The sequence below is a fragment of the Burkholderia stagnalis genome (assembly GCF_039848545.1).
GTDB lineage: Bacteria > Pseudomonadota > Gammaproteobacteria > Burkholderiales > Burkholderiaceae > Burkholderia > Burkholderia stagnalis.
Map to the genome: position 1 here is coordinate 208,091 of NZ_CP156687.1, position 12,656 is coordinate 220,746.

Sequence of the window (12,656 nt, forward strand, 5' to 3'; positions counted from 1 at the left end):
GGCCGAAGCCGGCTGGCGAGCAATTCCGTGTGGCTCGCGCCACTTCATCAACGCGTCAACCAAGGAGAAGTCATGGCAATCAATCTCATGGCCCCCAAAGGCAATGACCAGAACGTGAAGCTGTCGACCGAAATCTGGAAGAAGCTGAACGAGGTCAAGACCGCCAAGCTGCAGGAAACCGCGCAACACGCGCAAGCCGACCAGGCAGGCGACGTCGAAGTCCGCAAGGACGGCGAGTAAGCGCGTTGCCTGAGGTTACGTCGCGGTGCACCGCGACGTAACCTCTTTTTCGCCCTTGCGCGGCCGCGCTCGGGCGTCCCTTTCCCATGAGCAGGATGCGCCATATGGACCTGTCGAACGACTTCGATGTGCTGTTGGTGAATCCCCGCAATCCACCGAGCGGCAGCGCCGAATCGGCGGAGTTCACCTGCGAGAATCTCGCGCTGGCATACCTGTCGAGCGCGCTCGCGACGGCCGGCGCACGTACGCTGATCGTCGATTGCGACCTCGACAAGGTCGGCGCGAGCGAGATCGCCGCGCTGTGCGAACGGCAGCGTCCGGTGCTCGTGGGCATCACGGCGCTGTCGCGCAACGCGGGCGACGCGATCGAGATCGCGCGCGAGGTCAAGCGCCGCTGCCCCGGCACGCGCACCGTGCTCGGCGGGCTTCACTTCACCTACTGCGGCGAAAAGGTGCTCGCGAAAGTCCCCGAGATCGATTTCGTGATTCGCGGCGAGGGCGAATTCTCGATGATCGCCCTCTATCGCTACCTGAAGGACGGCGTCGGCACGCGGCTGCAGATCGGCGGGCTGCTCTACCGCTCGCAGGACGGCTCCGTCGTCAGGATTCCGGCGACCGGCGCGATCGAGAACCTCGACGCGCTGCCGTTCCCGGACCGGCAGGTGCTGGCGCGCGCCGTTCGCAAGGGCATCCAGCCGGCCATCCCCGTGCTGAGCAGCCGCGGCTGCTACGCGCGCTGCCTGTTCTGCAATGCGTCCCACGTATACAACGAAGGCGGCGGCCGCCCGTGGCGCCACCGCTCCGCGTCGAACGTCGTCGACGAGATCGAGGGGCTGGTCGACCGCTATGCGGCCGACGCCGACCCGGTGATCCTGTTCTACGACGATACGTTCATCGGCCCGGGCAACAAGGCGCGGCGCCATGCGTACGAGCTCGCCGACGAGATCATCCGGCGCGACGTCCGCATCATGTTCGAAACCTTCCTGCGCGCGGACACGTTCCACGACGACTACGAACTCGTGCGCCGCCTGCGCGAGGCCGGCATGGTGCGCGTGTTCATGGGCATCGAGGCGTCCGACGACCAGGAGCTCAAGCTGTTCCGCAAGGCCGTCACCGTGCACCAGATCGACCAGGCGCTGGACAACCTGAAGACCAACAACGTGACGACGCCGTCCAGCGGCTTCATCATGTTCCTGCCGTACAGCTCGTTCACGTCGCTGCGCCGCAATGCGCTCTACCTGCGCAAGATCCACCATGCGTCGGTGTGGAACCTGTCGACGCGGCTGGACGTGTATGGCGGCAACGAGTTCGTCCCGTACCTGCGCGAGCAGGGGCTGCTGACCGGCGCGGACGAATACGACGGCGTGTACGAATACAAGTTCCGCGATGCGCGGGTGGCCCGCTTCGCGGCCTACATGGACATCTCGCAGAACGACGTCGTGCAGCGGCTCGACACCGTCGGCCGGTTCGTGGAATTCAACTTCGCGAACATGTCGTACGAGCTGTCGCGCATCGGCATCGCCTGCGACTGGGACGAGTCCGCGCTGATCGACCGCGCGCAGAAGGACATCCAGACCCTCGCTTTCGACTTCTTCATGAACGCGATGGAGCGCTTCGAGCGCAACGATCCCGATATCGAATGCGGGCCGGAGAAGGACCGGTTCTTCGACACGCTGTCCGAGCGGATCGACGCGCTCGAATCGTCCTATGCGCGCTTCCTGGCGCGCGCGAACGCGGCGCTGGAAGGCCGTGGCGTGCCGGCCGGGCAAGCGCCCGCCGAATCGGCACATGCCGCTTGAACCGGCCAGACGGAGACCCCATGCCTGCCAACAAGATCATCCTGGTCAACGCCCACAAGAAGTCGGCGGAGTATCTGCACAACAACCCGACGGAGCACCTCGGCCTCGGCTATCTCGCGGCGTACCTGCGCAAGTTCGGCTACTCGAACGTCGAGATCATCGACGGCTATGCGCTGGCGCTGTCCACCGAGCAGATCTTCGACGAGGTGCGCGCGGCCGCGCCCGACCTGATCGGCATCACGCTCGAATACAACACCTTCGAGGAGGCGATCAAGCTCGCCAGGCTCGTGAAGGGCGTGCACCCCCACGCACGGGTCGTGCTGGGCGGCGAGCATGCGACCTATGCGACCGTCGAGATCCTCGAGACCCACCCCGAGATCGACTTCATCGTGCGCGGCGAAGGCGAAGTCACGTTCCTGGAACTCTGCGAGCTGACCTTCAACGGCTCGGGCCAGCCGCTGGCCGACGTGCTGGGCGTCGCGTATCGCGATGCGTCGGGCAAGGCCGTGCAGAACAAGGACCGCCCGGCGATCGAGGATCTCGACACGCTGCCGTTCCCGGCGCGCGACACGCTCGAACGCGCGCTGAAGGCGGGGCTGCGGCCCGCGATCGCGATGCTCGGCAGCCGCGGCTGCCCGGCCAAGTGTTCGTTCTGCAATGCGTACAAATTCTTCAACATCGGCGGCGGCGCACGCTGGCGGCCGCGCTCGGCGGAGAACATCGTCGACGAGCTGGAGATGCTGCTGAACAAGTACCAGGGGCTCGACATCTACCCCGTGGTGTACTTCGGCGACGAGAACTTCCCGGGCCCCAAGCGCGGGCTGCCGCGCGTGCGCGAATTCGCGGAGCGGATCATCCGCAAGGGGCTGAGCGTCGAGTACGAGATCTTCTGCCGCACCGATTCGTTCAACGGGCAGGACGAACTGGTGGACCTGCTCCGGCAGTCGGGCCTCATCTCCGTGCTGATGGGCATCGAGGCCGGCTCGGACGACCAGCTCAAGCTGCTCAACAAAGGGTCGAGCGCCAGCAAGAACCTGTCGTCGGTCGAGATCTTCCAGAAATACAACGTCGTGACGAGTTCGAGCGGGTTCCTGATGTTCAATCCGTATACGACGTTCCGCGACCTGCGCCGCAACGTCAGCTTCCTGCTGCGCATCCAGCACGCGACGCTCTACAACATGAGTTGCCGCGTGCATGCGTATCCGGGGCTGGAGATGAACAAGGATCTTGCCGACAGCGGCATGCTGACGCCCGAATATACGCACTACAAGGTCGACAGCATTGCGTTCGTCAACAAGCATGTGCAGGGCATCGCCGACCTGCTCACGGACCTGGCCGACGTCGACCTGCTGCGCAGGGAAGATTCGACGATGCGGGACATCGACATCAACATGGCCCGAACGCTGTCGGTGATCGGCGGCAACCTGCTCGAGGGGGACATGGTCCAGCAGTGCGAGGTCGCCGCGCTGTTTGCCGCGAAGGCCGCCGTGCAGCGGCGCTCCGCCGATTTCTTCCTGGCGCTGGTGGAGCAGGCGGAGGCGCATGACCTGACGCGGGACGGCTTCATCACGCAGTACGCAACCTATGCCGAAGCCATCCGGCAGGGCCTCGATCATCTCGACAACGTATTCCATGAAACGATGCTGAACATCAAGCATTACCTCGACGAAACCTTCCTGACGGACCTCGTCGGCGAGCCGCTCTCGGCCCGGAACCTGTGCCGTCCGGAGCAAGGGCACAACGGCGCGCTGTCCGCCGCGTCGATGCATTCCGTCGGGGAGGTGTCGTGAAGCACGTCGTGACCTCCGCGCTGTTGCGCATCATTCCGGTCGGGCTGGCCCTCACGCCGATCGGCGTGCTGTTCGGCGTGCTCGCCGCGCAGTTGAACTGGACGCCGTTCGAAGTGTTCCTGATGAGCCTCATCGGCTTCACCGGCAGCGGCCAGTTCGCGTATCTCGGGTTCGCGTCCCGCGGCATCGACATCTCGTCGCTGGGGCTGGCCTTTCTCGTGATCCTGAGCATGAACCTGCGTTACGTGCCGATGTCGCTGACGGCCACCGCGCCGCTGAAGATCAACCTGCTCGGGAAGGTGCCGCTGGCCCACTGGCTGGCGGACGAATCCTATGCCACCGAGAAGCAGTCGGACGGGGTGGCCAGCCGCTTCGTGATCCGCGGGACGATCACGGCGTTCTGGTGCCTGTCGACGGCGGCCGGCGTCGCGCTGGCGGCGTTCCTGCCGCCGGTGGTCAAGTCGACGCTGGCCGGCGTGACCTATCCCGTCAGCGCGATCCTGCTGGCGCTGGGGCTGCTGAACATCTACGCGTTCGTGCGCGCGCGCCGGGCGGAACGCGCGCGGCAGCCGGCCGCGCTGTCGGCGCGCAAGGCCATCGCGATCGGCTTCGTGGCCGTCTTCGTGCTGCAGTATCTGCTCGGGCCCGTGTATTTCTGGATTCCGGGGATCGCGGTCGTCTATTGGCTGCTGGTGAAAACGGACGGGATGATCGGCCATGAATAACGCGATGCTGGGAACACTCCTGCTGCTCGGCGTCAGCGTGCTGGTGCGCGTCATTCCGAGCATCGTGCGGCTGCCGTTCGACAACCGGCGCCAGCAGACGCTGCGCCAGCTTCTGCCGATCGCCGTCTTCGTCAACCTGGTGGCGTACTGCTTCCTCAGCGAGGTGAAGACCCACCCGGCCGAGGCCGTGGCCGCGTTCGCGCTGCTGCTCGGCATGATCACGTTTCTGCCGCGCGTGGGCGTGCTGCTGTCGGTCGTGCTGTCGTCGACGGTCTACTTCCTGATGCTGCACTTCGGGGCCGGCGGGCACCTGATCGCGTCGATCTGAAGGCGAACACCTTCGCCGACGGGGCGCCGGCCCGTGCCGCGGGGGCCGGCGCCGTCGCGTCTTCGTCATTCCCGATCGTCAGTGCCGCGGCCTGCCGCGGCGTCGGCATATTCAAATACGGATTTGCGAATGGCGAATGCCGCGCCTGAAAAAATGGAACCGGTACTGCGATCTTTACGCGCTGCGTCAGTTTATGCGGTGCGATTCTTGAATTGACGGATTACTCTAAGTAAAAACAGGTCGACTGACACATTAGTGAAGTCCATACGAAATGTGCGGGATTATCCGGATGCTTGCTTTTTTCGCAGACTTGTACGCTACCTTACTGATAAAGATATTTACTTGGCCGATATGATTCCGGGCTAAATTCGCCTCCGTTTGAAACTGGATACCAAGAAAACCATCTTGACGGCCACTGGCAAGCTGATGTAAGCAACCGGTAATATTTTTAATCCGTGCAATAATCCCGGCGATTATTGGGCCATCCTCGGCGATATTTTCGTTTCTGTCCCCTAAAAAGCGATTCATATGCGCCTGACACATGCGAAATCTGCAAAAATGTCATTTGAATCGACCAAGCGATTCGCTTTCAATACGAAAGCCCTTTTTTGCTGGCAAAAACCAAAACAGTAATCAGGTTTTTTTAAATATAAATCGCAAAGCGTGCCGGAACGTCCCTGCGTCGCCGCTCGTTGCTTGAACGAGCGACCTGTCCGTTTCCGCCAGGCCGAAGCGAAATACGTGTCGTCGTAGTTGAGCGAGCATTACCACCATCGAATCAGAGTCCCCGGCGTGCTTTTCTCGATCGTGGCCGGACGGCGATCCCGTCCGGGAGAGCGCGCGTCGGTGGGGCGGGTGCGTCTGCCCGACGCATCCGCCCACGCTTGCCGCGCCGGCACGACCGGAGACGCGACCAGGAGCCAAGATGACAAACTGGGTTGAAGAACTATTGGCCGGGCTGGAACGAGCCAGTTCGGAGCGGGAGATCTATGGCCGTATCGAGGAGGCGGCGCGCAGTCTCGGCTACGAATACTGCGCATACGGATTGCGCATGCCGTGGCCGGTATCGCGGCCGAGGATCTATTTGCTCAACAACTACCCGCCGGCGTGGCAGGCGCGCTACCAGGAGGCGCGCTATGTCGACATCGACCCCACCGTGAAGCATGCGCGCCGTTCGCAGGCGCCCGTGGTGTGGAGCGACGCATTCTTCGCCGATACGCCCGACCTGTGGTTCGAGGCACAGGAGCACGGGCTGCGCCACGGCTGGACGCAGTCGGCGTTCGACAGTTGCGGCGTGGCCGGCATGCTGACGCTCGCGCGCTCGCACGGCCCGATCACGCCGGCCGAGCTCGAGCAGAACGAGTTCAAGATGCGCTGGCTCGTCAGCACGACGCACCTGGCGATGACCGGCACGCTGATGCCGAAGCTCGCGCCCGACACCGAGCGCGGGCTGACCGACCGCGAGGTCGAGGTGCTCAAGTGGGCCGCGGACGGCAAGACGTCGAGTGAGATCTCGACGATCCTGGTGATCTCCGTCGACACCGTGAACTTCCACGTCAAGAACGCGGTGACGAAGCTCAAGGCCGCCAACAAGACCTCCGCCGTCGTGCGCGCGACGATGCTCGGGCTGCTGAGCTGAAGCGTCGCGCGCGCCGTCGCGCATTCATTTCGTTATCCGATCTTCCGACGCCGCGCATGCGCGGCGCGTCGGCGCGTGCCTATGTGTCATACGTGTGTCGCGCATTGCGTCGCGCGTGTCGCCGTTCGAGCGTCACGCGCGATGCGCGAGCGGAGTCAGCTCCAAACTTTGGTAGTTGTCGCAATCAACGCCGCACGCTGAAATCTCGATCCAGCGAATGGTCGGGTGCGCCGGGCAGCGATGCCGGTGCGAATCGGTCGTTCGCCTCGCTTCATCCCGTCGAAACGACACACCCCACAGCAGGCGCGTTGCTCGGTCGAACCGATGCAGGTGCGCTTTTGATCGAGTTTCCTTGCTTGAAGAGAGGTTGACGATGGACCCCAGAGCACATACGCCGACGCAAGACCGCGAATCGCACAGCCTGTACGGCTTCGACATGACGGAGTACCTGCGCGGCGACGCGCACGCCGGCCAGCCGGCCTGCGACGTCGCGTTGCACGCGGTCACGCACGGCGGCATCTATCCGCTCGGGCAGGCGCGCCTTGCACTCGGCGCCTATGAACGCGCGGCGCTCGACGTGCTGCAGCGCCATCGCGAACTGCGCATCGACGGCGACGCGCCGGCCGACGTCGCGGGCGGCACGACGCTCGCGCTGTACGTGAACTCGCTCGGCCGCCTGCACATCCGTCCGGCGTCGGAACCGAAGGTCGCCTACGAGGAGCGCGACAGCTGGGTCGACCTCGGCACCGTGACGGTGGGCGACGACGTGCTCGCCGAGATCGACACGGCGCTCGCCGCATGGCGCGCGATCGAACGCCGCAGCTTCGCCGAGGTGCGTGCCGCGATGGACCGCGCGCAGGCCGAAGGGAACCTGTCGCGCATCCTCGAGGAAGTCATCGATCACGTCGAGCACGTGGAATCGGTGTGCTTCTACGTCGGCGACCGCTTCTTCGCGCTGATCGACCGCTTCACGAACCTGATCGACAGCAAGACCGGCAAGGGTCATCTGCCGCGCCTGCGCGAGCTGCCGTATGCGGAATGGAGCGAGGAGGACGTGCTGATCGTCGCCGCGCTGAACGCGCTGTTCCTGTCGGGACGCTCGGTGCGCTTCGAGGAATTCAACGGCGCGCTGCTGACCGCGCAGGACGTCGTCGGCCGCCTCAACCAGCTCGCGGCGAGCTACACGGACGCCGGCTGCGAGGTGGCGGTGCCGCTCGATCTCGACCTGTTCGAGCGCGCGCAGAAGATCCGCGAGCAGACGCTGTGCGCGATCGGCAAGCCGTGGCTGCGCTACCGCTGGATCTACGGCCTGAATTTCCAGAAGACCGAACGGATCCTGCACTCGGCCGTGTCGACCGAGGCGCACGACCAGTGGTATCGCGAATTCGGCGACGACTTCCGCCAGTTCGTGTCGCCGCACGGCGAGTTCGCGCCGCCCGAGTACGTCGCGATGGCGCTGCTTGCGAACGCGGCGATCGCGCGCGACGTCGCGGGCGTGCCGTGCGAGGCCGGCAGCGCGGCCGTCACGAGCTGGATCGAATACCTGATCGAGAAGACCGTCGCATCCGCCGTGCTCGCCACCGGTTCGGACTACGGGATGTCGAGCTCGCTGCGCGACATCGGCCAGCTCGTCACCTATGACGAGCCGACGCTGATCGACACGGTGCACGCGCTCACGCCGGCGAGCTTCTTCACCGCGTACGTGTCGCACAAGACGATCGCGCGCTACGGCGACGCGGAAAGCAAGATGATCGCGAGCTCGGTGCAGAAGCGGATGCAGTTCAACCGCTGGCACTTCATCCCCGGCAACTTCGAGCGGCCGCTGATCCGCTCGTCGCGCCACTGGTACTACCCGCCGCTCGTGCCGGACATCTCGTCGCATTCGGACATGCACCGCGCCGCGCACAACCGCGCGCGCGTGAAGTACTCGATCCGCGTGCCGGGCCCCGACATGTCGCGCCCGCCGCTGAACATCGCGGGCCAGCGCTATCGCGGCTTCTACGACGTGCGCATCGTGCGCGCCGAAGGCGACGAGTATTCGACCGAGGACATGCTGCGCGTGCGCCGCCGCACGCTGTGGCTCGAGGCGCTGTACACCGCGCTCGTCAACTACCTGATGACGCCGGACGCCAAGCGGCTCGTCGTGAAGGGCTTCGAGGCGGGCACCTACCTCGACCTCGCGGGCGACGTGCTGCCGAACGCGGCGGACACGCTGCGCGCCACGGCCACGGAGGGCGCACTGTGACGGCAGCGCCGATCAGCGTCGTCAACACGGTTGCCGCCAACGGCGGCAAGCGCGACACGCATCGCATCACGTTCTTCCAGCAGGGCGGCCGCGTCGTGCTCACCCACGCGCAGCTCGATGCGCAGGCCACGCGGCTGGCGCACGACCTGCGCGAGGCGGGCCTGGCGCGCGGCGCGCGCATCGGCATCGTCGCGCGCAACGGGCTCGCGTGGGTGCTGCTCGATCTCGCCGCGCTGAAGGCGGGCATCGTCACGGCCGGCTTCGAGTTCGGCAAGTTCCAGCCGAACCAGGCGCTCGTAGACAAGTACGCGCTCGACGCCGTCTACGCGGACGGCGCGACGTCGTTCGACCCGGCGCGCGACCTGCGCACACTGCTCGACGCGCACGTGCGCGCCTGCGGCGACGGCAGCGGCGTCGACCCGGTCGCGCCGCCGTTCGAATCGGCCGTGTATGCGCGCGACGACGTGACGACGATCAAGTTCACGTCCGGCAGCTCCGGCGAGCCGAAGGGTCTCGCCGCGCGCGCCGGCAGCATCGACGCGTCGCTCGCGGCGGTCCAGCAGCTCTACGCGCACGGCGACGGCGACGACGTGCTGGTGTTCCTGCCGCTGTCGCTGCTGCAGCAGCGCTACTGGATCTATTCGGCGCTGACGTTCGGCCACGACGTGACCGTCGCGCCGTTCGAGTTCGCCTTGGAGGCGACCCGCCAGCAGCCGCCGACGGTCGTGATGGGCGTGCCGGGTTTCTACGACGGCGTGAAGAAGCGCATCGAGCGCCTGACGCCGCCCGGCGAAACCGGCATCGACGCGCGCCGGCAGCGGATCGACGCGCTGCTCGGCCCGCGCATCCGCTACATGTGGACGGGCTCCGCGCCGGCGAACCCCGACACGCTGCGCTTCTTCGAGGAAGCGGGCGTGCCGATCTTCGAAGGCTACGGGATGAACGAGACGTGCATCGTGACCAAGAACCATCCGGGTCACGCGCGCACGGGCAGCGTCGGCCGGCTGATTCCCGGCAAGCGCGCGCGGATCGACGACGAAGGCGTGCTGATCGTCGGCGCGGACGAGCCGGTCAACACGCAGTACCTGTACAGCGAGCCGGGCGCGAGCGAGCGGATCTTCCTGCCGAGCGGCGAGGTGCGCACCGGCGACCTCGCGCGCTTCGACGACGACGGCTTCCTGTACATCCTCGGCCGCGCCGACGACCTGATCGTGCTCGCGAACGGCAAGAACGTGCATACGCGCAAGCTCGAGGAGCAGGTGAAGACGCACGTCGGCGTCGAGGAGTGCGTGCTGTACGGCGCGGGCCAGCAGTACCTCGTCGCGGTGATCTCGCCGCAGGACGCGGGCGCCGACCACGCGGCGATCCACGCGCACGTTGCCGAGCTCAACGAGACGCTGGCCGTGCACGAGCGGATCGTGAAGGCGTTCATCGCGCCGCGGCCGTTCGGCACCGAGACGCGCTTCGTCACGTCGCAATTCAAGCCGAAGCGCAAGGAAATCTTCAACGCATTCAAGATCGAAATCGATCGACTTTATGGAGGACGAGCGTGAGCGACATCGAAGCCATTGTGCGGCACCACCTGTGCGAAGTGGTCGGACGCCCCGAATCGGAGGCGGCCAGCCTGCCGCTCGACGACGACCTGACGTACGACTTCGGCCTCGCCTCGCTCGAGCTGATCGTGCTGATGAGCAGCGTGTGCGAAGCCGCGCGCGTGCCGTTGACGGAGTTCGGTGAGGACGACCTCGCGAAGCTGCGCACCGGCCGCGACATTGTCAACCTGCTGGCCACCAAAGTACCTGCATAAGGAATCACGATGACCTGGAACATCCCGAACATCCTGAACGCGACGCTGGAGAACGACGTCGTGAAGCTGCGCCGCATCGGCATCGACGACAAGGAAGGCTTCGCGCAGATCGCGTACGACCCGGACAGCTGGACCTACATGGTGTCGGTCGTGCACGACGAGCCGAGCCTGGTCACGTTCCTCGAGCGCGCGATCGCCGATTCGCTGGCGGGCACGCGCGTCGTGTTCGCGATCATCGACAAGGCGAGCGGCCGCTTCGCGGGCACGACGGCGTTCGGCAATCTCGCGCCGGCCGACCGCCGGCTGGAGATCGGCTGGTCGTGGCTCGGCGCGCCGTATCGCGGCACCGCCGTGAACCGCGCGACCAAGGGGCTGCTGCTCGAATACGCGTTCAGCGAGCTCGGCTGCGAGCGCGTCGAATTCAAGACCGACGTGCTGAATTCGCGCGCGCGCGCTGGCCTGAAGTCGATCGGCGCGACCGAGGAAGGCGTGATGCGCAGCTTCAACTTCATGCCGAGCGGCCGCCGCCGCGACGCGATCTACTACAGCATCCTGAAAGCGGAGTGGCCCGATGTCCGTGCAACCCGCTTTCGCTGATCCGGCGCCGGGCGTGCCCGCCGACGCGTCGCGCGACGCGCGGTTCGCGATCGACGCCGACGTCGATCCGGCCCGCCGCGTGCGGCTGGCCGGCAGCCGTCGCGAGATCGGCCGCCAGCATGGCGCGGCGCTGCGCGATGCGATCCAGGGCTTCCTGACCGATCGCATCGCGCGGCTCGCGCCGCTCGTCACGGCCGCGCGGCTGCGCGAGCTGGCGCCGCTCGTCGAGCGGCACGCGCGGGTGATCGAGCGCGAACTGCCCGATCTCGCGGAAGAAGTGCACGGGCTCGCGGAAGGCGCGGGCATCACGGTCGAGGACGCGTACCTGCTGCAACTGCGCCGCGAGCTGACGGGCTTCCAGCGGATTCCGGCGGCCGCGCGCGGCGACTGCACGACGTTCGCGCGGCATGCGAACGGGCAGGCGGTGATCGCGCAGACCATCGACCTGAACGGCGATATGGCGAGCGAGCTGAGCGTGCTGGAGATCGCGCACGAAGGCAGCGGCGCCGCGGACGTCGCGCTCGTCAGCTTCACCGGGCTGCTCGGCTATCTCGGGATCAACAGCCACGGCGTGGCGATCGGCCTGAACCTCGTGCTCGGCGGCGAATGGCGGCCGGGCATTCCGGGCTACCTCGCGATCCGCCATCTGCTCGATACCTGCGCGAGCGTCGACGAATGCGTCGACACGCTGCGCCGGCTGCCGCTCGCGAGTTCGCGCTCGCTGACGATCGCCGATGCGCAGCGCGTCGTCACCGTCGAATACGTGCCCGACTCGCTGATCGTGATCGAAGGCGCCGAGCACGCGCATACGAACCACTTCCTGCACCCGGCGTTCGCGGCCGACGACGCGCTGAACCCGTTCGCGCGCACGTCGTCGCAGCGGCGGCTCGACGCGTGCCTTGGCGGGCTCGCAAGCCTGCCGGCCGATGCGGACGCCGCGGCCTGCCTCGCGCTGCTCGGCGAGCCGCCGATCGAAGTCGTGCCGACCGGCGACATCCGCCGCGAATGCACGGTCGCGTCGGTCGCGATGTTTCCCGCGCGGCGTGCGCTGCACGTCCGCGGCCGGGCGGGCGCGCCGCCCGCGACGCAGCACTGAGTGTCACGAACCTAAAACCGATTCCCGTCCCCACCGGAGAACCCCGATGACCTACGTCGTCACCGAGAACTGCATCAACTGCAAGCACACCGACTGCGTCGAAGTGTGTCCCGTCGACTGTTTCCACGAGGGCGAGAATTTTCTCGTCATCGATCCGGACGAATGCATCGACTGCGGCGTGTGCGAGCCGGAATGCCCGGTCGGCGCGATCCTGCAGGACGTCGCGCTCGACCCGAGCCAATCGCTGTACGCGAGCCTGAACCGCGAGCTCGCGCAGAGCTGGCCGACCATCACGATCCGCAAGCCGGCGATGCCCGACGCGGCCGCGTGGAAGGACGTCGAAGGCAAGCTCGAGCAACTGAAGCGCGACGCGATCGCGTAAGCCACGAA

12 protein-coding genes are annotated in these 12,656 nt (G+C 66.2%); all 12 read left to right on the forward strand.

Annotation, left to right across the window (positions count from 1 at the left end):
- The first annotated feature begins 72 nt into the window (after nucleotides 1–72).
- Nucleotides 73–240 carry a hypothetical protein gene (locus tag ABFO07_RS31600; RefSeq protein WP_155628734.1) on the forward strand — a complete coding sequence of 56 codons (168 nt, stop codon included), beginning with the start codon at nucleotides 73–75 and terminating at the stop codon, nucleotides 238–240.
- Between the two features lie 104 nt (nucleotides 241–344).
- A complete protein-coding gene (locus ABFO07_RS31605) occupies nucleotides 345–2,039 on the forward strand; it encodes a B12-binding domain-containing radical SAM protein (protein ID WP_347469883.1) in 1,695 nt (564 codons plus the stop codon).
- Nucleotides 2,040–2,059: 20 nt separating this feature from the next.
- Nucleotides 2,060–3,829 carry a B12-binding domain-containing radical SAM protein gene (locus tag ABFO07_RS31610; RefSeq protein WP_059883373.1) on the forward strand — a complete coding sequence of 590 codons (1,770 nt, stop codon included), beginning with the start codon at nucleotides 2,060–2,062 and terminating at the stop codon, nucleotides 3,827–3,829.
- Entirely contained in the window at nucleotides 3,826–4,554 is a 729-nt protein-coding gene (locus ABFO07_RS31615; protein ID WP_059564937.1) for an AzlC family ABC transporter permease, read from the forward strand. The genes ABFO07_RS31610 and ABFO07_RS31615 overlap by 4 nt, the downstream gene beginning before the upstream one ends.
- Before the next feature lie 4 nt (nucleotides 4,555–4,558).
- Nucleotides 4,559–4,882, forward strand: a complete 324-nt coding sequence (locus tag ABFO07_RS31620; protein WP_059564936.1) for an AzlD domain-containing protein — start codon at nucleotides 4,559–4,561, stop codon at nucleotides 4,880–4,882.
- Nucleotides 4,883–5,807: 925 nt separating this feature from the next.
- Nucleotides 5,808–6,521, forward strand: coding sequence for an autoinducer binding domain-containing protein (locus tag ABFO07_RS31625; protein WP_059564935.1), 714 nt, complete (start codon nucleotides 5,808–5,810; stop codon nucleotides 6,519–6,521).
- Between the two features lie 373 nt (nucleotides 6,522–6,894).
- Entirely contained in the window at nucleotides 6,895–8,766 is a 1,872-nt protein-coding gene (locus tag ABFO07_RS31630) for a hypothetical protein (RefSeq protein WP_059891382.1), read from the forward strand.
- On the forward strand, nucleotides 8,763–10,319 hold the full coding sequence (locus ABFO07_RS31635) for an AMP-binding protein (protein ID WP_347469884.1): 1,557 nt from the start codon (nucleotides 8,763–8,765) through the stop codon (nucleotides 10,317–10,319). Before ABFO07_RS31630 ends, ABFO07_RS31635 begins: the two co-directional genes overlap by 4 nt.
- Nucleotides 10,316–10,573 carry a hypothetical protein gene (locus ABFO07_RS31640; protein WP_059564932.1) on the forward strand — a complete coding sequence of 86 codons (258 nt, stop codon included), beginning with the start codon at nucleotides 10,316–10,318 and terminating at the stop codon, nucleotides 10,571–10,573. The genes ABFO07_RS31635 and ABFO07_RS31640 overlap by 4 nt, the downstream gene beginning before the upstream one ends.
- A gap of 9 nt (nucleotides 10,574–10,582) precedes the next feature.
- Nucleotides 10,583–11,170 (forward strand): GNAT family N-acetyltransferase, encoded by a 588-nt coding sequence (locus ABFO07_RS31645; protein ID WP_059564931.1) that lies wholly within the window; start codon nucleotides 10,583–10,585, stop codon nucleotides 11,168–11,170.
- Complete coding sequence (locus ABFO07_RS31650; RefSeq protein ID WP_124479392.1) at nucleotides 11,145–12,266, forward strand: C45 family autoproteolytic acyltransferase/hydolase; 1,122 nt, start codon at nucleotides 11,145–11,147, stop codon at nucleotides 12,264–12,266. Before ABFO07_RS31645 ends, ABFO07_RS31650 begins: the two co-directional genes overlap by 26 nt.
- A gap of 46 nt (nucleotides 12,267–12,312) precedes the next feature.
- Entirely contained in the window at nucleotides 12,313–12,648 is a 336-nt protein-coding gene (gene fdxA / locus ABFO07_RS31655) for a ferredoxin FdxA (RefSeq protein WP_017335602.1), read from the forward strand.
- The last annotated feature ends 8 nt before the right edge of the window (nucleotides 12,649–12,656 follow it).

Excerpts from the sequence above, each read along its gene's own strand:
- ABFO07_RS31600 (WP_155628734.1), top strand. The coding sequence starts at position 73 with ATGGCAATCAATCTCATGGCCCCCAAAGGCAATGACCAGAACGTGAAG.
- ABFO07_RS31605 (WP_347469883.1), top strand. The coding sequence starts at position 345 with ATGGACCTGTCGAACGACTTCGATGTGCTGTTGGTGAATCCCCGCAAT.
- ABFO07_RS31610 (WP_059883373.1), top strand. The coding sequence starts at position 2,060 with ATGCCTGCCAACAAGATCATCCTGGTCAACGCCCACAAGAAGTCGGCG.
- ABFO07_RS31620 (WP_059564936.1), top strand. The coding sequence starts at position 4,559 with ATGCTGGGAACACTCCTGCTGCTCGGCGTCAGCGTGCTGGTGCGCGTC.
- ABFO07_RS31625 (WP_059564935.1), top strand. The coding sequence starts at position 5,808 with ATGACAAACTGGGTTGAAGAACTATTGGCCGGGCTGGAACGAGCCAGT.
- ABFO07_RS31630 (WP_059891382.1), top strand. The coding sequence starts at position 6,895 with ATGGACCCCAGAGCACATACGCCGACGCAAGACCGCGAATCGCACAGC.
- ABFO07_RS31645 (WP_059564931.1), top strand. The coding sequence starts at position 10,583 with ATGACCTGGAACATCCCGAACATCCTGAACGCGACGCTGGAGAACGAC.
- ABFO07_RS31650 (WP_124479392.1), top strand. The coding sequence starts at position 11,145 with ATGTCCGTGCAACCCGCTTTCGCTGATCCGGCGCCGGGCGTGCCCGCC.
- fdxA (WP_017335602.1), top strand. The coding sequence starts at position 12,313 with ATGACCTACGTCGTCACCGAGAACTGCATCAACTGCAAGCACACCGAC.